The organism is Pelagerythrobacter sp., from assembly GCF_041912895.1.
In the GTDB taxonomy this organism is placed as follows: domain Bacteria; phylum Pseudomonadota; class Alphaproteobacteria; order Sphingomonadales; family Sphingomonadaceae; genus Pelagerythrobacter.
Genome location: NZ_JAYSGI010000003.1, coordinates 68424 through 85663, shown reverse-complemented (window position 1 = coordinate 85663; position 17240 = coordinate 68424). Strand labels below are relative to the sequence as shown.

Below are 17240 nucleotides of genomic sequence, written 5' to 3'. Positions count from 1 at the left end.
ATGGCACGCGGCATGGCTTCGACCAATCCCGCAAGCACCGCGCTGACCTGGCGTCGCGCCCTGCGCTGGCTGCTCGCGGCATTCTACGCTTTCGCGGGGTACGTGCACCTCGCCCGGCCCGAGCCGTTCCTGTCGATCATGCCGCACTGGGTGCCGGCGGCCGGGCCGGTGGTGTTCTGGACCGGGATCGCCGAACTGCTAGGCGCGCTGGGGCTCGTGCAACCGTGGTCACCGCGCCTGCGGCAAGCGGCGGCGATCGGCCTCGCGCTCTATGCGGTGTGCGTGTTTCCCGCCAATATCAATCATTTCGCGCTCGACATGGCGCGCGCGGACAGCGGGCTGGGCCTCGCCTATCACGTGCCGCGCATGATCGCGCAGCCACTGATCGTGTGGCTCGCGCTATGGGCCGGCGGCGTTACGGACTGGCCGTTCCGCCGCCGGAAACCCGCTTAGCTGAGGTGCTTGGAGACCGCAGCCGTCATCTTGAACATCGAGATCTGATCCTTGCCGATCACCGCGCCCAACTTGACGTCGGGATTGATCATCCGCTTGTCCTTGCTGTCCTGCAGGCCGTTGGCCTTGATGTAATCCCACACCTTCGAGGTGACCTGCGCGCGGGTCATCGGACCCTTGCCCACTACATTCTCGAGGTCGCCCGAGAGATTCACGGGCTTTTGCAGTGCATTGTTCTTGCCAGCCATTTTAGGTTCCTTTCCTGGTCTTGGCGTGTTGTTGTTCAATCATCGTCCCAGGCGTCCGCCCCGGCATCCTCCGGCTGACGCTTGTACTTTCCCGTCAGCACGGCCGTGGCGACGACGTGGTCCTTCATCTGGGCGGCGAGCTCGTCGCCGTCCGCGCCGGGCATCAGGGTGAGCGGCAGGTCGAGCGCGAAGAGCTGGAACACATAGCGATGCGCCGCGTCCTCGCGCGGCGGCTCGGGTAGCAGCCATTCGGAATTGCGCTGCGCGTTCTTGCCGACGCGCGGCGGCACTTCGCCTTCCAGCAGCTTCGCCCGCTGCGCCGGCAAGCCCCAAACGAGCCAGTGGCACGCCGGCGCGCCGGCGGGAGCGTCGGCATCCTCGACCACCAGCACGAGTTCCATCGCGCCGGGTGGCGGCGCGGTCCACTCGAGCGGCGGCGCGACCGCATCTTCCTCGTCAGCGGTGAAGCAGGGATCGAGATCGCCGCCATCGGCGAACGCCGGGCTCGACAGGGCGAAGCCCCCGCGCCCGAGCGCCCGCTCGTCGCCGAGCCGCGCGAGCAACAGCCGCCCATCTCCCGGACCCGAGCCCTTGAGCGCTCCGGCAAGCCACGGGGGGACGGTATCGGGCATTCGAACTCCTGCTGGTTTCAGGCGAGGCAATCTAGGGACAACCGCAGGCTCTCGCGAGGGCGGAGTGGGGCAAAAGGAGGGTTTTCCACCGATGAGACGCGGTTTGCGCCCCGTTTTCCTCCCGAAATCGTGCATTTTCACCCGGTTCGCGGCATTCGCCTTGCCCGTTTGGCGGATGGCGGGCATTCTGGCGGGCGAACCCGGAGCCGGAATCACGGCAGTTCGATCCGGGTCTGGAGGGGGAGACATCATGGGTATCGGTCGCACGGCGCTCAGCATCGTTCTGGCAGGATCGCTCGCGGGATGCGGCGGAGGCGGTTCGAGCGACGGGGGCGGCCCGATCGGCACCAACCCCACGCCGACGCCGACGCCTACCTCGTCCGGCTGCTCGCTTTCCGCCAGGCAGGATTTCGTCCGCGCGGTGCTCGACGAATGGTACCTGTTCCCCGACCTCCTCGACACCGGCGTGAACAAGGGCAGCTTCAGCGATCTCCAGAGCTACATCGACGCGCTGGTCGCGCCCGCACGCGCGGAATCGAAGGATCGCTTCTTCACCTACATCACTTCGATCGAGGAGGAGGAAGCGTTCTTCAATTCCGGGGCGAGCGCCGGGTTCGGTGTTCGCCTCGGCTACGATACCGGCGCGAACCGGGTGTTCGTGATCGAGGCGTTCGAAGATGGCCCCGGTCTCCCGCAAGGCCTCGACCGCGGCGTCGAGCTGCTCTCTGTCGGCCGCAGCGCATCGTCGCTCCAGTCGATCGCCTCGCTGATGGCCGCAGGCGGCCCCGACGCGGTGATCGAAGCGCTCGGCCCCTCCGACCCCGGGCTGCAGCGCGTCTTCCAGATCCGCGAAGTCGACGGCACCGAGCGCCAGATCACCGTGATCAAGGCGGAATTCCCGCTCGATCCGGTGTCCGACCGCTACGGCGCGAAGATCATCGACGATGGCGGCAAGAAGGTCGGCTACGTCAACCTGCGCACCTTCATCGACACCGCCGAGCCCGACCTGCGCGCGGCGTTCGCCGATTTCCGCCAGCAGGGCGTGACCGAAGTGATCGTCGACCTGCGCTATAACGGCGGCGGGCTCGTGCGGATCGCGGAACTCATGGGCGATCTCATGGGCCGCGATCGTGTCGGCCAGGTGTTCAGCTACACCACGCTGCGGCCGTCGAAATCGAGCGAGAACGAGAGCGACCTGTTCGGCACCCAGGCACAGGCCATCGCCGCGACCAAGATCGCCTTCATCGGCACCGGCGGCACCGCTTCGGCGAGCGAACTGGTGACCAACGCCTTCATCCCCTACCTCGATACCGACATGGCGCTGGTGGGCACCAACACCTTCGGCAAGCCGGTCGGCCAGTTCGCGTTCGACAAGACCGAGTGCGACGACCGGCTGCGCGCGGTGACCTTCAAGACCGAGAACGCCGACCGTCAGGGCGAGTACTTCACCGGGCTCGCCAGCGTGGTGCCCGTCACCTGCCGCGCCGACGACGACATCTTCACCCAGCTCGGCGATCCGAACGAGGCCTCGGTGGCGCAGGCGCTCGCCTTCCTGCGCGGCGGCGCGCCGGTGTGCAGCCCGATCGGCGGGCGCAGCGCAACCGCGACGCTGCGCGATCCCGCGGCGATGCCGCTCACCTCGCGCCGACAGGTGCTCCAGCCCGACACGCCGAGCCCCGCGCAGCGCGAGGTGCCGGGGCTGTTCTGATGGCGCGCGAATACACCACCTTCGCCGCGTTCTGGCCGTTCTACCTGCGCGAGCATTCCAAGCCGCGCACGCGGACGCTGCATTATATCGGCACCACGCTGGTGGTGGCGATCGCCGTGTTCGCGATCGTCACCGGCCGCTGGTGGTGGCTGCTGGCGCTGCCGGTGGCCGGGTACTTCTTCGCTTGGGTCGCGCATTTCGGGGTGGAGAAGAACCGGCCCGCCACGTTCACCTATCCGCTGTGGAGCCTCGCGGCCGATTTCCGCATGTGGTGGCTGTGGCTGACCGGGCGGCTCGGGCCCGAGCTGGTGCGCGCCGGGGTCAAGGATTCTCCGGGCCGGTAAACGGCGCACGATCGGTCCAGGCGCAGCCGCCCCGCTGCTCCGCGCCGATCTTCAGCGTCACCGTGAAGGGGAACGTGCGGTCGCTCATCCCGTCGGAGCACTCGCCCGGGGTGATCGCCATGTCGAACGCCTCGCCCTCCAGCGTGCCCGAATACCCGAGCCCGTTGTTGCCCGCGAACCGCTCCACCGCGATCTCGAACCCTTCCTGGTTCTCGACTGTGGTGTAGAGCAGCCGTTCACCGCTCGCCTCGCCGCCCCAGAAGGGTTCGGTGCCGACGAAGCGCACGGTTTCTTCCGGGCCGATGGCGGCGAATGCCGCGCCCGGGCTCTCGCGGGTGGTGCCTTCCGGGCCCTCGGGGCCGGGCTGGCACGCAGCCAGAGCGAGGAACGAGGAGGCGGCGATGGCGAGGCGAAAGGTCATGCGGCCGGGTCTAGGGCTTTCGGGCACCGAGCGCCAGCGGTCGGAACCGGCTGCGGTCCGGTGGATTGAGCGAAAAGACCCGACGAAACGAGGAATGCCGTCATGAAGACCCGCTATCGCTACGCCATCCTTCCCCTCGCGCTCGCCGCGCTCGCCGCCTGCGAATCGCAGGCCGAACGCGAAGCCGACGCGCTGGAGGACCAGGTCGAGATGCAGGCCGAAGCCAGCGCGGTCGCCGCGGGCGGCGCGATCGCCGCGCTCGGCCTGACCGAAGCGCAGCTGCTCGAAGCCGATCTGGTCACCGCCACCGGCGCCGATCTCGGCGACGTCCAGCAGATCCGCCGCAGTTCCTCCGGCACGGTCGACGGCCTGCTGGTGGAGATCGAGGACAGCAATCCCGACCGCTACGTCATGGTGCCGCTGGACGGGCTGGCCACCCAGCCCGATGGCGACGACATCGATATCCAGACCGCGATGACGGCGGCCGAACTGGCCGCGCTGCCCGATGCCGAGATGATGCCCGCGGCCGCTACGCCCGCACCCGCGGCGGCCCCGGCCCCGGCGGCCACCCCCGCGACGCAGCAGTAAGCCGAGAGCGCGCGGCGGTCGCAATCCCGCCGCGCGCTTCTCAGTCACGGCCACCCCAGCGCGAACCTTCCTCGTCCGCGCCCAACTTCCTGACCATGCGCACCGGGCAACTGCGCGGCCCGAGCGCCGCGTCGGGCACGATCAGGTCGACGTCGAGCCCGTCGCAGATCTGGCCCGGAATCCGCTGGTCGAGCCCGATGCGGTAGGAGAAGTCGAGATCCGGGCAGCCCCCGAACGTCTCGAACAGATAGGTGTCGCGGCCCACATCGATATAGACCTGCTCGGCCCCGCTCGCGCTTTCGGGCGCCTCGCGGAAACCGCTGACGAGGCGCGGCGAGAAACAGCTACGCCCTTCCGGCTGCGTATGGGCAGATGAGCCTTCCATCGTGCCGCCAGGATGCTCTGGGGCTGGTGCGCAAGCCGCCAGAGCCATGGCGAACGCTAGGTTTGCAGCAAACAACCTCGTCATCGCAGTCTCCGGTCTTCGCAATACGTCCTTCCCACCCTGCCTAAACGAACGGAAGGGAATATTGGCGCGGGACGAGCGGCCACCGCGCGAGTTCGCGGTGGATCGTCTTGCCGACAACGCTGTGCACCAGCACGAAATCGCACGCCTTCCATTCGATCGGCTCTACACGCGTCCTGAACGGCAGCCCTTGGCGATAGCCGAGCGTGACGTGCGGATTGAATTGCCATCCGCTTCGGGCGAGGCCGCGGCGGAATAGCCGATCGCCGATTCCCTTCTGCATGAGACGCAAGCCGCGCGGTGATCGGGCAGGCCGGAGCGCGACCGAGGCATCGGAGCCCGCCAGGCAATCGAGCGCGATCTTCTGTGGTTCGCCCGCGACGGCATCGCCGACCGCGAGCATTGCATTCGCGGCGCTTGAGGGAAACTCGACGAAATCCTCGCTGATGCCGAGTGTCATATGCAACCGTTCGGGATCGACCTTGGTCGCCAAGGACAAGCCGTTGCGTATCAGTTCCATCCGCCGCCCCGCCGGCTTTGTCGGAATAAGCGCGAAGAACAGGCGGTGAAGAACGGCGAATCGTGTCATTCGTTCTTCTTATGTTCTCCTGCACTTGCTTGCAAGTCATCACTCGCGCGCCAGCAGGTCGTCGGTCACTTCCATCAGCAGCAGCGGTTCGTCGACGGTGTCGGCGATGGCGTCGACGAAGGCGGCGCGGGTTTCGGGGTCGTCGTAGGCCATCTTCGCGTCGAACGCGGCTTGCCAGGTCGCGCGATCGGGCCATTCGGCGACGCCGACGAAGCGGCCGCCCGCGCCATCGCTCCCGCCCTCGCCCTCGTCCAGTTCCTCCCAGTGCAGGCGCGAGCCGAGCGAGCCGTAGCGCTCGGCGATCAGCTCGGTCCCGCTCCGCCAGGCCTTGCGGAACTGCGCTTCCTTGCCGGGGTGGACCTTCCACCAGTAGGCGGCGACGAACATCGGGGCTCTCCTCCCTCCGACAATCCGCGCCGGGCGGCGGCGTTCCGGGCCTCAATGCGGGAGAGACATGGACCGGTTGTTACACTGTCCTGGGAAACTTTCGTCGCCTTGTGCGCGGTGGCGTCACCTTGCAGGGTGGACGTGTCGCCTTGCGGGGCGGAGGTGTCGCCTAGCGTGGGCGAACCGTCACCTTGCGCGGCGCCACTGTCGCCTTGGCGCAAGTGATCGAGCGCGGCGATGCCCGGCCCCTCCCAGCGCGAGCGCGGCCGGCCCCGGCTCGCCGCCATACGCGCGTGGATGCCCGCCTTGCGCGCATTCTCGAACGCGGCGCGGAACCGTGGCCCGTCGAGCCGCGCGCGCAGCTTGTAGGCTGCCTGCCGGCTCATCCCGACGGTCCGCGCCGCCTCCGCCACCCGCCCGCTGAGCGCGAGCGCTTCGAGGAAGGCGGTGACCTTGGGCAGCGTCCAGCGATAGTCGGCGTTGGAGCGGCGGGGCCTGGCGGGCGGAGGGGTCGGCGTGCTCATCGCGCAGGGTAAGGCACGCGTGGGGGCATGTAGGAAAGCGGTTTCTGCCGCCGGGGCGCGTGGAGAGGCGGGGATGTTTCGGCTCACACGAAGCCACGAAGCCACAAAGAAAACGCGCGCACCAGCGCGCCATCCTCCTCCACACCGCCGGTGTTCACACGAAACCGAAGCATCCCGGCAAACCATCTTCGTGCCTTCGTGTCTTCGTGTGAACAAACCCGACCACCTCAGTGGCTAGCGTGCGATTAACGAAATTCTTGGTCCGAAAAGATAGAAGCCGAAAATGCGCATGGCACCTGCATAACCGGAGCAACGCGATGGAGACGGTGAACTTCCTGCTCGACCGGCCGCTGGCGCTGCTGATCGTGCTCGCGATCGGCGGGGTGATCGGCATCGTGGTGGAGCGCATGGTCGCCGCCGCCGACCGCGAGAGGCGCAAGGCCTACTGGCGCGGGCGGAACTGGAAGGGGAAGCGCGGCGCGTCGGGCTCAAGCAGCGCAGCGGTAGCCCGAAAGGGCTCTGCCGATTTTGCCGCCGATCAACTCAAGGCGGTGAGCCGGGCGAGGTTCATCTCGCGCAGCCTGCTCAACAAGTCGGAAGCCAAGGTGTTCGCGGCGCTCGACAAGGCGGTGATCGCGCGCAATCCCGGGTGGCAGGTGATGGCGCAAGTTTCGCTGGGAGAGTTCCTCGCCAGCCCCGACAAGGACGCCTTCCTCGCGGTCAATTCCAAGCGCGTCGACTTCGCGCTGATGGACGAGAACTGCCGCGTGGTCCACGCGCTCGAATACCAGGGCTCGGGCCACCACACCGGCGACTGCGCCGCCGCCCGCGACGCGGTGAAGAAGGAAGCCCTGCGCAAGGCGGGCATTGGGTACCACGAGGTGGTCGCGGGACACACGACGCCGAGTGAGTTGAGGGCGCTGGTGGAGAGGTTGGTCGTAGCAGTTTAGCTAGTGCGTGATGCAATCCTCTAAATCAAATACCGTACTTCTTCCGGCTGGTGCGGATCAGAGACACGACCCGCATATAGGGAAAGAAAATTGGCACGGCTTTCTAATGCGAACGACAACTTGTCATTGTGAAACAGTGCACAAAAAAGCGCGACTGATCTTGCCTGACAGTTAATAGATTTTTCGGGATTAAACTCTATATCAGTGAACCCATCACGGTCTGTGACCTCTTCCGCTAGTTCGGGGTTTTTGATTAACGCATTAATGTAAAGCCAGTCATAAAAGGCTGTCTTGGGTTCTAGCTCCCATTCTCGATTATACAGCCGGAAACCAGTTAGCCTTCCGCTCTCTCTAAGCCGCGGATCCCTTTTTGCATCGATCGGCCTCATTGCAAAGATATCGGAAAATGGCCCTCCGCGCTCGAACACCTTGCTGCCTTGAAAGGCTGCCTCAACTGTTAACCTTCGCCCTTTCGTTGTTTCGAAGGTCAAGTTGAAAGAGGAGAGTGCCACACCGAGAGGATCTTCTGATTTTGAAGAAACCTCTAACGGGTTTTGGACCCCGTAGTCACGCAAAGCCATATCATGCAGCGACCTAATGCTTTTTTGCTTCTGCGATTTCGCGAAGCCCGAATGCCATTGAAATTCGACGTAACGCTCAAGAACGAAACGCTTACCGTCTAATATGGGAACAAAGATGGGCCTTTTTGCCAAAGTTAGCCTGCGTTTCTTATACGGTCAGCAGCGATATGCTCAGGCACGAGCAACTCGCACTTTTGCGCAGCCCGCAACCTAGCCTGCACCTTCGGATCCTTCCAATCAGTTCGAGTGTAAATAACCTCGAGGTCCAGTTCGTTCACCATTTCGTCAGCAGGCCTAGGCAACACACCAGCTTTGTTCGATACTTCAGTTGAAATAAGAACGCCGTCCATCGTGATGACACTAGGATCGATACGAAGAAAACGAGTTCTTTCTATCCGGCCTTCTTTCTTGGCTACGTACTCCATAGGATGATCTTCAAAAAAACAAAGATGTACAAACCTGTCCATCCCACTGCGCTTATCTGCATCTAGGCTCCAATCATTCCCTCCGGGAGCAACGATAATCCTACGCTCCCTCAATTGGTGCATCGATAGCAGCCCATGCTGTTGAATTGATGGTAGATTGCGAGTGTCTGTAAAATGGTAGAACACTCGATTTTTAGCAGCGAGAATCTCATGAAGTTTCGCGGCATCACCCATCGTTCTGTTCTCCCTCCGGCAAATACAATTTCTCGCCCTTCTCCCGATACACCTCGCTCATCTCCTCCATGCCCCGGCGCGCTTCCTCGGCCTGTTCGAGTGAGGTCTCGCGCTTGATGTTTTCACTCGCGAGATAGCTATCCGAATTCTGCTTCGCTGCAAAATCGCGCACCTCCTGCGTGATCTTCATCGAGCAGAACTTGGGGCCGCACATCGAGCAGAAGTGCGCGGTCTTGGCGCCTTCCGCCGGTAGCGTCTGGTCGTGGTATTGCTCGGCGGTGTCGGGATCGAGCGAGAGGTTGAACTGGTCGCGCCAGCGGAATTCGAAGCGCGCCTTGGAGAGCGCGTCGTCGCGGACCTTGGCGGCGGGGTGCCCCTTGGCAAGGTCGGCGGCGTGGGCGGCGAGCTTGTAGGTCACCACGCCCACCTTCACGTCGTCGCGGTCGGGCAGGCCGAGGTGTTCCTTGGGCGTGACGTAGCAGAGCATCGCGGTGCCGTACCAGCCGATCTGCGCCGCGCCGATGCCGCTGGTGATGTGATCGTAGCCCGGCGCGATGTCGGTGACGAGCGGGCCGAGGGTGTAGAACGGCGCCTCGCCGCAGGCCTCGAGCTGCTTGTCCATGTTCTCCTTGATCTTGTGCATCGGCACGTGGCCGGGGCCCTCGATCATTACCTGGACGTCCTGCTCCCAGGCACGCTTGGTGAGCTCGCCCAGCGTGTAGAGCTCGGCGAACTGCGCCTCGTCGTTCGCGTCGGCGATGGAGCCGGGGCGCAGGCCGTCGCCCAGCGAATAGGCGATGTCGTAGGCCTTCATGATCTCGGTGATCTCGTCGAAGCGTTCGTAGAGGAAGCTCTCCTTGTGATGCGCGAGGCACCATTTCGCCATGATCGAGCCGCCGCGGCTGACGATGCCGGTGACGCGCTTCGCCGTCATCGGGACGTAGGGCAGGCGCACGCCGGCGTGGATGGTGAAGTAGTCGACGCCCTGTTCGGCCTGCTCGATCAGCGTGTCGCGGAAGATTTCCCAGGTGAGGTCCTCGGCGATGCCGCCGACTTTCTCCAGCGCCTGGTAGATCGGCACGGTGCCGATGGGGACGGGGCTGTTACGGATGATCCATTCGCGGGTGTCGTGGATGTTGCGGCCGGTGGAGAGGTCCATCACCGTGTCCGCGCCCCAGCGGATCGACCAGACCATCTTGTCGACCTCGCTGGCGACATCGGACGCGACGGCGGAGTTGCCGATATTGGCGTTGATCTTGACGAGGAAGTTGCGGCCGATCGCCATCGGCTCGGCCTCGGGGTGGTTGACGTTGGAGGGGATGATCGCGCGGCCGCGGGCAACCTCGTCGCGGACGAATTCGGGAGTCACATACTCCGGGATTTCCGCGCCCCACGAATTGCCTTCAGGGGCCTCTCGCAGGCGTTCGCGGCCGAGGTTCTCGCGCTCGGCGACGTATTCCATCTCGGGCGTGATTATGCCGCGGCGGGCGTAGTGCATCTGGGAGAGGTTCGCGCCCGGTTTCGCGCGCAGGGGCTTGCGCAGCGCTGTCGGGAACGCCGGGACGCCGCCCGAGCGGTCGGGGCCGAGCTGGCCGTTGTCCTCCGGGCGCACCTCGCGCGGATCGTATTCCTCCACGTCGCCGCGATCGAACTGCCACTGGCGGCGTAGCGGGGCGAGGCCGGCGGCGATGTCGATATGCGCCTCGGGGTCGGTATAGGGGCCGGAAGTGTCGTAGACGCGCACCGGCGCCTCGCCGCGTTCCAGCGCGATCTCGCGCATGGCGACGCGGCGTTCGCCGACGTGGATCTTCTTCGAGCCGCGGATCGGGCCGGTGGTGACCCCGATCTCGAATTTGCTGTCGATGTCGGCCATGCGCTCGTTCTCCGTAGCAATCGGAGCGAGGCCACGGATTCCACGAGCGAAAGCCGCTTCCCTCCCTCCGCCCGTATTACCGGGATCAGGTTCGACGGGTCGCGGGCTATTCCGCTCTCAACCTGCGTTCGCGCGACAGGCTCCCCGGGGATGGCTTGCTTCTAGGGCCATCAGGCGGAGTTGTCTATGCCCGGACAAAAAGCGCGAAGAGAAACCGGATCGAACAATAGATAATTATAAATCAACCATCGGTTGACGCACGAAGGATTGTCGAAATAAAGATATCTGCAATTGCAAAAGATGAATCTTCCATTGGTCAATAAAATATAATCAACATCGAATAAGTGGAATTCCGTAACACACGGTTCGCTTAATCGAGCGAAGCTTCGTCCATTCACTAATCTCTGCCAACACCAGGAAGAGGAATGGGACGATGAAGCAACAAGCACTTCTCACCACCACCGCAGCAGCCGCGATCATCGCGCTGGGCATGGCCCCCGCACCCGAGGCCAAGGCGCAGGCCTGCCTGCTCGACCTCGACACCAACGGCCTGCTGAGCCTGCTGCTCGACGGGATCGGCGGCGCAACGGTCGACGACGCCGACCTGAGCGTGGCCTGCGGCCCCGACGCGAGCGCGACCGGCGACAACGCCACCGCGATCGGCACCGACGCCGACGCGAGCGGCGACAATTCGACCGCCGTCGGCAGCAGCGCCGAGGCAAGCGGCGACAATGCCACCGCGACCGGTGCCAATTCCACCGCCAGTGGAGACAACTCCACCGCGACAGGCACGAATTCGACCGCGAGCGGCCTCGATTCGACCGCGACCGGCACGAACTCCACGGCCAGTGGGGAGGATTCGACCGCCACCGGCGCGAATTCCAACGCCAGCGGCGAAAATGCCGCGGCCTACGGCGAATCGTCGTCGGCGACGGGGACGAATTCGACCGCGCTGGGCACCGACAGCGCCGCCGTTGGCAGCGGGGGAACCGCGGTCGGCTATTCCGCCGACGCCACGATGACCGATTCCACCGCGCTCGGCCGCGAAGCCGGCGCAACCGGCGAAGGCGCGACCGCGCTCGGCGCGGCGTCGACCGCCACCGCTACCGATTCGACCGCGCTCGGGCGCAATGCGGCAGCGGGCGGCACTGGCTCGACCGCGCTGGGCGCTCAGACCACCGCCACCGGCACCAACGCGGTGGCGCTGGGCAATGCCGCGGGCGCGGCCGGCGAACAGGCGGTCGCAATCGGCAGCAATGGACAGGCAGGCGGCGCGGGCGCGATCGCCATCGGCGGCGATGCCGACGACGGCGACGCGCTGGGCGCGACGGCCAACGCGGTGGACGCGATCGCCATCGGCCGCGACACCGCAGCCGGCGCATCGGGCGTCGCCATCGGCCGCAGCGCCTCGTCGGTAACCGACGGGCTGGCGCTGGGCCGCGACGCACAGGCCGCCGCTGTGGGTTCGGTGGCGCTCGGCGCAGGCTCGGTCGCGAACGAAGCGAACACTGTGTCGGTCGGATCGGCCGGCAACGAGCGGCGCATCGTGAACCTCGCCGACGGCGTTTCCGCGACCGACGCGGTGACCGTGCAGCAGCTCGATTTCGCCACCCGCTACTTCGCCGTCAATTCGACCGGTACGTTCGCTTCGGCGACCGGCGAAGGCGCGGTCGCGCTCGGCGCGGCGTCGCAGTCCGACGGGGTGAACTCGGTCGCGGTGGGGAACGACAGCGTCGCCACCGCCGCCAGCGCGAATGCGATCGGCAAGTCCGCCCGGGCGACCGGGATCGGCTCGAGCGCGCTTTCCGCAAACAGCGTGGCCAGCGCGATCAACACGGTCGCCATCGGCAACGGCGCCACCGCCACCGCGGCCGACGCCACCGCGATCGGCACGGTCGCCAACGCGAGCGGCGGCACCTCGACCGCGATCGGGCGCGGCTCTTCCGCCACGGCAGGCCGCACGGTCGCGATCGGCGGCGCATCGCGCGCGACCCAGACCGGCGCGATCGCGATCGGCGGCGATGGCGGCGACGAAGGCTTCGAAGGCGCGACCGCCCTGGGCGCGCAATCGCTGGCGATCGGCAACGACGCGCGTGCAAGCGCGGCCTTTTCGGCGGCGCTTGGCCCGTCGAGCACGGCAGGTGGCCTGAACAGCCTCGCGATGGGCTACTTCGCGAATGCCGCGTTCGAGAACTCGGTCGCGCTCGGCTATCTCGCCTCTGCCACGCGCGCCAATCAGATGATGCTGGGCACGGCGAACTACACCTATACGATGCCCGGGCTGCCGACCGCGATGTCGAACGCCCAGCAGTCCGGTTCGCTGTTCTACGTCACGGTCGATAGCCAAGGGAACCTCGGCTACAGCACCACGCCGGTCGGCCAAGCGGCCGGAGGATCCGCCGCAAGCGCGGCGGCTCCCGCAGCAGTGGCCGCTGCCCCGGCGATCACGCAGACCAGCAGCGACGCGCCCGCGGGCTTCGCGCCGGGCGAACCGACCTCGGCGCGCCGGGCCGAAGTCGCCCTGGGCGACGAGACGCAGGCGGTGGCCGAGCCGCCCGAGGAGCGCAACTTCGACGGCGGGACCGCGCGCCGCACCGCTTCGGCCGACGGCGCCGCGCTGGCCGCGCTCGCCGCGCCGCCGATCTCGGCGGTGACCGACGTGCAGTTTACCGCGCTGAGCGGCCGGGTCTCGACGCTGGAAACCCGGATGGACCAGTTCGACCTGCGGCTGGAAGGAATGGAAGGCGGGATCGCCGCCGCGATGGCGCTCGGCAGCGCGATGGTGGTGCCCGACTCGAACTTCTCGGTCTCGCTCAACGCCGCGACCTACGGCGGCGAGCAGGGCTTCGCCGGAACGGTGACCGGCCGCCTGTCCGAACAGGTCTACCTCTCGGCCGGCGTCGCGGGCAACACCGGCGACGACCGCGTCGGCGCGCAGGTCGGGGTGGCGTTCGGCTTTTAAGGTGAAAATCGATCAGGACGAGGTCGAGACGGATCCTCGACCTGATCGAGTTTCGACCCCAGTCCCCCCTGGTCCACCCCGCCCCCGCGGGAAGGCCCGTCGTTCGCAATGCCGAGCGGCGGGTCTTCTCGTGGGCCGTGTCTATTTCCGCGCGACCTCGATCACTGCGACCGTGAGGCGCGAGATGCACACGAGCTTCCCTGCCTCGTCCTCGATGCGGATCGACCATATCTGCGTGGTGCGGCCGATGTTCTCGGCCCGCGCGGTGCCATAGACCCAGCCGTCGCGCGCGGGGCGCACGTGGTTGGCGTTGATCTCCATGCCCACCGCCGCGAAGCGTTCGGGATCAAGCGTGTGCGCCGCCGCGACCGAACCGACGGTTTCCGCCAGCACCACCGAGGCCCCGCCGTGGAGCCGCCCGAACGGCTGGTGCGTGCGGTGATCGACCGGCATCCGCGCGCGCAGGAAATCGGGGCCGGCCTCGACGAACTCGATCCCGATATGCGCGGGCATCGCGCCGTCGCCGAAGCGGGTCAGCGCCGCGGGATCGAGCGTCGCCCCGCCGTGCCAGATCGTGCCGTCCGCCATCAGGCCGCGGGCCCCCCGGCGGCGATCCAGTCGTCGATCTTCCTTTCCAGTACCGGCAACGGCAGCGCTCCGGTGCCGAGCACCTGCGCGTGGAACGCCTTGATGTCGAACCGGTCGCCCAGCGCGGCCTCCGCCTTCTCGCGCAGTTCCTGGATCTTGAGCGCGCCGGTCTTGTAGGCGACCGCCTGGCTGGGAATGGCGATGTAGCGTTCGACCTCGGCGACGACCTCGGTGCGGGTCATGCCCGAATTCTCCAGCATGAAGGCGATCGCCTGGTCGCGCGTCCAGCCCTTCGCATGGATGCCGGTGTCGACCACCAGCCGCATCGCGCGCAGCTGCTCGTCCTGCAGGGTGCCGTAGCGGTTCCACGGGTCTTCGTAGAAGCCCATCGGATAGCCGAGCGTCTCAGCATAGAGGCCCCAACCTTCGACATAGGCGGTGTTGCCGCCGAAACGCATGAATGCGGGCAGCGCTTCGTTCTCCTGCGCAAGACTGATCTGGAAGTGATGGCCCGGCGCGCCCTCGTGGAGATAGAGCGTGACGTTGCCCGTCGTCAGTCGGCTCGGCAGGTCGTAGGCGTTGAAGTAGAACACGCCCGCCCGCGTGCCGTCGGGCGACCCGGGCATGTACGAACCGCCCGCCTCGAACTTTTCGCGGAACGGTTCGTAGGGCTTGATCTCCAGCGGGATCTTGGGGACGAGCGAGAAGTAGTCGCCGATCTTCGCGTCGACCTCTTTCCCGATGTCGTAGTAGGTCTGGGTCAGCGCCTCGCGGCTCTCGGGCTTGAACTGCGGATCGGTGCGCACGTAGTCGAAGAATTCGTTGAGCGTGCCGTCGAACCCGACCTCGGCCTTGATCTCTTCCATGCCCGTCTTGATCCGCTCGACTTCGGCGAGGCCGGTGCGGTGAATCTCGTCGGCGGTCAGCGGCAGCGTGGTCGTGCTCTCGATCAGGTATTCGTAGAGCTTGGCCCCGCCCTTCATCTGGCTGAGGCCCACGCTGTCGCGCGCCTGGGGCAGATATTCGTCGCGCAGGTAATCGCGCAGGCGCGTGTGCGCGGCGTTGATCGCCTCGACCGACGTGCGGTATTCGGCGGTCAGCCGCGTGCGATCGGCTTGCGTGATAGTGTCGGGGAACATCGTCACCGGCCCCCACAGCGGCGATTCCTCGAGCGGGAGGGCGAGCTGGGTGTCGAGCTGTTCGACCACGTTGCCGATAGTCAGCTTCGTCTCGTAGACCCCGCTCGCCTGCCCTTCGCGGAACTTGGCGATCGCGCGGTCGATCAGCTGGACGTATTCGGCGTGGCGCTTCAGGTTGTTCTCGTAGTCTTCCAGAGTCTCGAACGGCGCCGCGCCCTCGCCGCTGGCGAAGGTCGGATAGAACGTGTGGAAGCCGGAGAAGTGGTTGATCGGGCGCACGTCGGTGAGCGCGAGGATTTCGGGCGAGAAGCCTTTCAGGATTTCGCCCTGGTTGTATTCGAACACGTCGTAGGCGATGCGGTCGGTCGGGTTCAGCGCCGCGCGCTCGATCGTCTTCAGACCGGCGAGGTTCGCCTGCGCGTTGGCCACGCTCTGCGCGTTGTATTCGTCGGTCAGGAACCCGCCGAGCCGGTCGGCGTAGCGCATGTCGCCGCGAAACAGCGCCGAAAGCGGGTTGAGCTCGAGGTCCTTCTCGTCCGCCGCCGCGAACAGCGCGAAGAGCTCGTCGTGCTCGGCCTGCTGCGAGGCACCCGCGGCTGCTTCGGGCGCGGGGCGCGGCGTGCTCGCGGTCGCGCCGGTGCCATCGACGGTGGTGCAGGCGGCCAGAGCAAGGGCGGTGGTCGCGGCGAGCGCGAGGCGAAGCTTGGTCATGCGTGAAAACTCCCCTGAATTCGAAACCGGCCAGCGATAGGCCGTGGGTGGTGCGGCGGCGGCTCCGCTTCGACGAGCGGGGCCGGACGGTCGACGGGCGGCGGCTATTCGATCACCCGCCCGCGCGCCATCACCCAGTCGACGTTCTCCAGCACGGTCGCGTCTTCCAGCGGGTTGCCGCCGACCGCGATGATGTCCGCCGAATAGCCGGGCGCGAGGCGGCCGATCTGGTCTTCCATCTCCAGCACCTCGGCGGCGACTGTGGTCGCGGCGGCGAAGGCTTCGCGGCTCGACATGCCCTGCCCCATCATCAGCCGGAACTCGCCCGCGTTGCGCCCGTGTTCGAACACGCCCGCGTCGGTGCCGAAGGCGATCCGCACGCCCGCGTCGTGCGCCTTGCCCATGAACACCCGCGCGACTTCGGCGACGGCGCGGATCTTCGCCTCGACCACCGGGGTATAGACGCCCTGCCCGAGCCGCTCGGTCACGCCCTGGAACGCCATCAGCGTGGGCACGAGCACGGTGCCGTTCGCCTTCATCGCCGCGATCGCATCGTCGTCGAGGTAGGTGCCGTGCTCGATCGAATCGATCCCCGCCGCGCTCGCTTCCTCCACTCCGCGCGCGCCATGGGCATGGGCCATGACCTTGAGGCCGAGCGAATGCGCGGTCTCGGCGATCGACTCCATCTCCTCGGATGTGAAATGCGCCTCGAGCCCGCGGCCCTGCTGGCTAAGCACGCCGCCGGTCGCGGTGATCTTGATCCAGTCCGCGCCGTTCTGGCTCGCCTTGCGAACCTTCTCGGCGCATTCGACCGCGCCGGTGCAGGTGTAGCCGGAGGTCAGCAGCGCGTTGATCTCGGGCCGGAAGCCGGTGACGTCGCCATGCCCGCCGACGATCGCCAGCGGCGGCCCGGCGGCGATTATGCGCGGGCCGGGGATCAGCCCCTCCTCGGTCCCCCGGCGCAGCGAAAAGCCGGTATGCTGCGCGCTGCCCGCTTCGCGCACGGTAGTGAACCCGGCGAGCGCGGTGAGCCGCGCGTTCTTCGCGCCGACGACCACGCCCCATTCGTCGGGCTCGACCGCTTCCTTCCAGAAATCGCCGCCCGGATCGCCGGTGAGGTGGACGTGGAGGTCGATCAGGCCCGGCGCCACGGTCTTGTCCACCAGATCGACCAGCTCGGCGCCTGCGGGCGCGGGCTGGATACCCTCGGCGATCGAGACGATGCGCCCGTCGGTGACGGTGATCGTCGCCGGGCCGCTCGCCTCTCCGGCAGCGTCGGCGATCACCGAACCGGCGTGGATCACCGTGGTATCCGCCAGCGCGGGCGTGGATACGATCGCCGCCGCCAGCGCCAGCAAAGCCTTCGTTCGCATGTGCAAAGCCCCTCTCCCTCGTGTTCGCGCGGGTGATGCGCCCG

The 17240-nt window shown here is 66.6% G+C and carries 18 protein-coding genes and 1 riboswitch; of the genes, 6 read left to right on the top strand and 12 right to left on the bottom strand.

Annotated elements, in window-relative coordinates; all coding sequences use genetic code 11:
* Positions 1–12: 12 nt before the first annotated feature.
* On the top strand, positions 13–453 hold the full coding sequence (locus tag ACE3QC_RS11095) for a DoxX family protein (RefSeq protein ID WP_374408205.1): 441 nt from the start codon (positions 13–15) through the stop codon (positions 451–453).
* On the opposite strand, the gene ACE3QC_RS11090 is transcribed toward ACE3QC_RS11095, so the two are convergent.
* Positions 450–701: an SWIB/MDM2 domain-containing protein gene (locus ACE3QC_RS11090; RefSeq protein ID WP_374408203.1), complete on the bottom strand. Its 252-nt coding sequence runs from the start codon at positions 699–701 to the stop codon at positions 450–452. The two genes, ACE3QC_RS11095 and ACE3QC_RS11090, sit on opposite strands and share 4 nt — an antisense overlap.
* 35 nt (positions 702–736) lie before the next feature.
* The gene (locus ACE3QC_RS11085) at positions 737–1333 is read right to left on the bottom strand and encodes a YbhB/YbcL family Raf kinase inhibitor-like protein (RefSeq protein ID WP_374408201.1); all 597 of its coding nucleotides are present in this window, start codon (positions 1331–1333) and stop codon (positions 737–739) included.
* Positions 1334–1583: 250 nt separating this feature from the next.
* Here ACE3QC_RS11085 and ACE3QC_RS11080 point away from each other — a divergent pair, with 250 nt between their 5' ends.
* Together ACE3QC_RS11080 and ACE3QC_RS11075 are read left to right on the top strand one after the other, a co-directional pair.
* The gene (locus tag ACE3QC_RS11080) at positions 1584–3041 is read left to right on the top strand and encodes a S41 family peptidase (RefSeq protein WP_374408199.1); all 1458 of its coding nucleotides are present in this window, start codon (positions 1584–1586) and stop codon (positions 3039–3041) included.
* A complete protein-coding gene (locus ACE3QC_RS11075; protein ID WP_374408198.1) occupies positions 3041–3385 on the top strand; it encodes an Mpo1-like protein in 345 nt (114 codons plus the stop codon). Before ACE3QC_RS11080 ends, ACE3QC_RS11075 begins: the two co-directional genes overlap by 1 nt.
* Here ACE3QC_RS11075 and ACE3QC_RS11070 read toward each other — a convergent pair.
* A complete protein-coding gene (locus tag ACE3QC_RS11070) occupies positions 3363–3806 on the bottom strand; it encodes a COG3650 family protein (RefSeq protein WP_374408196.1) in 444 nt (147 codons plus the stop codon). The two genes, ACE3QC_RS11075 and ACE3QC_RS11070, sit on opposite strands and share 23 nt — an antisense overlap.
* 102 nt (positions 3807–3908) lie before the next feature.
* Here ACE3QC_RS11070 and ACE3QC_RS11065 point away from each other — a divergent pair, with 102 nt between their 5' ends.
* Positions 3909–4394, top strand: a complete 486-nt coding sequence (locus ACE3QC_RS11065) for a PRC-barrel domain containing protein (RefSeq protein ID WP_374408194.1) — start codon at positions 3909–3911, stop codon at positions 4392–4394.
* A gap of 40 nt (positions 4395–4434) precedes the next feature.
* Here ACE3QC_RS11065 and ACE3QC_RS11060 read toward each other — a convergent pair whose 3' ends face one another.
* The 3 genes from ACE3QC_RS11060 to ACE3QC_RS11050 form a co-directional block, all read right to left on the bottom strand.
* Positions 4435–4863 carry a DUF6491 family protein gene (locus ACE3QC_RS11060; RefSeq protein WP_374408192.1) on the bottom strand — a complete coding sequence of 143 codons (429 nt, stop codon included), beginning with the start codon at positions 4861–4863 and terminating at the stop codon, positions 4435–4437.
* A gap of 40 nt (positions 4864–4903) precedes the next feature.
* Positions 4904–5380 carry a 2'-5' RNA ligase family protein gene (locus tag ACE3QC_RS11055; protein WP_374408191.1) on the bottom strand — a complete coding sequence of 159 codons (477 nt, stop codon included), beginning with the start codon at positions 5378–5380 and terminating at the stop codon, positions 4904–4906.
* A 108-nt stretch (positions 5381–5488) separates the two neighbouring features.
* On the bottom strand, positions 5489–5836 hold the full coding sequence (locus tag ACE3QC_RS11050) for an antibiotic biosynthesis monooxygenase (protein ID WP_374408189.1): 348 nt from the start codon (positions 5834–5836) through the stop codon (positions 5489–5491).
* A gap of 841 nt (positions 5837–6677) precedes the next feature.
* On the opposite strand from ACE3QC_RS11050, the gene ACE3QC_RS11045 reads away from it, so the two are divergent.
* Positions 6678–7310, top strand: a complete 633-nt coding sequence (locus tag ACE3QC_RS11045; protein WP_374408187.1) for a DUF2726 domain-containing protein — start codon at positions 6678–6680, stop codon at positions 7308–7310.
* A gap of 20 nt (positions 7311–7330) precedes the next feature.
* Here the strand turns inward: ACE3QC_RS11045 and ACE3QC_RS11040 are convergent, their stop codons facing one another.
* The 3 genes from ACE3QC_RS11040 to thiC are packed head-to-tail and all read right to left on the bottom strand — an operon-like array spanning position 7331 to position 10423.
* Positions 7331–8023 (bottom strand): hypothetical protein, encoded by a 693-nt coding sequence (locus ACE3QC_RS11040; RefSeq protein ID WP_374408186.1) that lies wholly within the window; start codon positions 8021–8023, stop codon positions 7331–7333.
* A gap of 2 nt (positions 8024–8025) precedes the next feature.
* Positions 8026–8550: a DarT ssDNA thymidine ADP-ribosyltransferase family protein gene (locus ACE3QC_RS11035; protein ID WP_374408184.1), complete on the bottom strand. Its 525-nt coding sequence runs from the start codon at positions 8548–8550 to the stop codon at positions 8026–8028.
* A complete protein-coding gene (thiC, locus tag ACE3QC_RS11030) occupies positions 8543–10423 on the bottom strand; it encodes a phosphomethylpyrimidine synthase ThiC (protein ID WP_374408182.1) in 1881 nt (626 codons plus the stop codon). The genes ACE3QC_RS11035 and thiC overlap by 8 nt, the downstream gene beginning before the upstream one ends.
* Before the next feature lie 45 nt (positions 10424–10468).
* Positions 10469–10580, bottom strand: a riboswitch (TPP riboswitch).
* A gap of 276 nt (positions 10581–10856) precedes the next feature.
* Here thiC and ACE3QC_RS11025 point away from each other — a divergent pair.
* Positions 10857–13385: a hypothetical protein gene (locus ACE3QC_RS11025; RefSeq protein WP_374408180.1), complete on the top strand. Its 2529-nt coding sequence runs from the start codon at positions 10857–10859 to the stop codon at positions 13383–13385.
* Between the two features lie 141 nt (positions 13386–13526).
* Here the strand turns inward: ACE3QC_RS11025 and ACE3QC_RS11020 are convergent, their stop codons facing one another.
* From ACE3QC_RS11020 to ACE3QC_RS11010, 3 genes are all read right to left on the bottom strand, one after another.
* Complete coding sequence (locus tag ACE3QC_RS11020) at positions 13527–13973, bottom strand: hotdog fold thioesterase (protein ID WP_374408178.1); 447 nt, start codon at positions 13971–13973, stop codon at positions 13527–13529.
* A complete protein-coding gene (locus tag ACE3QC_RS11015; RefSeq protein WP_374408176.1) occupies positions 13973–15823 on the bottom strand; it encodes a DUF885 family protein in 1851 nt (616 codons plus the stop codon). Before ACE3QC_RS11015 ends, ACE3QC_RS11020 begins: the two co-directional genes overlap by 1 nt.
* A gap of 104 nt (positions 15824–15927) precedes the next feature.
* Positions 15928–17196: an amidohydrolase family protein gene (locus ACE3QC_RS11010; protein ID WP_374408174.1), complete on the bottom strand. Its 1269-nt coding sequence runs from the start codon at positions 17194–17196 to the stop codon at positions 15928–15930.
* Between the last annotated feature and the right edge of the window lie 44 nt (positions 17197–17240).

What these genes read in the sequence shown, in the direction of transcription:
- ACE3QC_RS11085 (WP_374408201.1), bottom strand. Translation starts at nt 1,333, where the DNA reads ATGCCCGATACCGTCCCCCCGTGGCTTGCCGGAGCGCTCAAGGGCTCG.
- ACE3QC_RS11060 (WP_374408192.1), bottom strand. Translation starts at nt 4,863, where the DNA reads ATGACGAGGTTGTTTGCTGCAAACCTAGCGTTCGCCATGGCTCTGGCG.
- ACE3QC_RS11070 (WP_374408196.1), bottom strand. Translation starts at nt 3,806, where the DNA reads ATGACCTTTCGCCTCGCCATCGCCGCCTCCTCGTTCCTCGCTCTGGCT.
- ACE3QC_RS11020 (WP_374408178.1), bottom strand. Translation starts at nt 13,973, where the DNA reads ATGGCGGACGGCACGATCTGGCACGGCGGGGCGACGCTCGATCCCGCG.
- ACE3QC_RS11080 (WP_374408199.1), top strand. Translation starts at nt 1,584, where the DNA reads ATGGGTATCGGTCGCACGGCGCTCAGCATCGTTCTGGCAGGATCGCTC.
- ACE3QC_RS11035 (WP_374408184.1), bottom strand. Translation starts at nt 8,550, where the DNA reads ATGGGTGATGCCGCGAAACTTCATGAGATTCTCGCTGCTAAAAATCGA.
- ACE3QC_RS11090 (WP_374408203.1), bottom strand. Translation starts at nt 701, where the DNA reads ATGGCTGGCAAGAACAATGCACTGCAAAAGCCCGTGAATCTCTCGGGC.
- ACE3QC_RS11065 (WP_374408194.1), top strand. Translation starts at nt 3,909, where the DNA reads ATGAAGACCCGCTATCGCTACGCCATCCTTCCCCTCGCGCTCGCCGCG.
- ACE3QC_RS11015 (WP_374408176.1), bottom strand. Translation starts at nt 15,823, where the DNA reads ATGACCAAGCTTCGCCTCGCGCTCGCCGCGACCACCGCCCTTGCTCTG.
- ACE3QC_RS11050 (WP_374408189.1), bottom strand. Translation starts at nt 5,836, where the DNA reads ATGTTCGTCGCCGCCTACTGGTGGAAGGTCCACCCCGGCAAGGAAGCG.
- ACE3QC_RS11075 (WP_374408198.1), top strand. Translation starts at nt 3,041, where the DNA reads ATGGCGCGCGAATACACCACCTTCGCCGCGTTCTGGCCGTTCTACCTG.
- thiC (WP_374408182.1), bottom strand. Translation starts at nt 10,423, where the DNA reads ATGGCCGACATCGACAGCAAATTCGAGATCGGGGTCACCACCGGCCCG.
- ACE3QC_RS11055 (WP_374408191.1), bottom strand. Translation starts at nt 5,380, where the DNA reads ATGGAACTGATACGCAACGGCTTGTCCTTGGCGACCAAGGTCGATCCC.
- ACE3QC_RS11025 (WP_374408180.1), top strand. Translation starts at nt 10,857, where the DNA reads ATGAAGCAACAAGCACTTCTCACCACCACCGCAGCAGCCGCGATCATC.
- ACE3QC_RS11045 (WP_374408187.1), top strand. Translation starts at nt 6,678, where the DNA reads ATGGAGACGGTGAACTTCCTGCTCGACCGGCCGCTGGCGCTGCTGATC.
- ACE3QC_RS11010 (WP_374408174.1), bottom strand. Translation starts at nt 17,196, where the DNA reads ATGCGAACGAAGGCTTTGCTGGCGCTGGCGGCGGCGATCGTATCCACG.
- ACE3QC_RS11095 (WP_374408205.1), top strand. Translation starts at nt 13, where the DNA reads ATGGCTTCGACCAATCCCGCAAGCACCGCGCTGACCTGGCGTCGCGCC.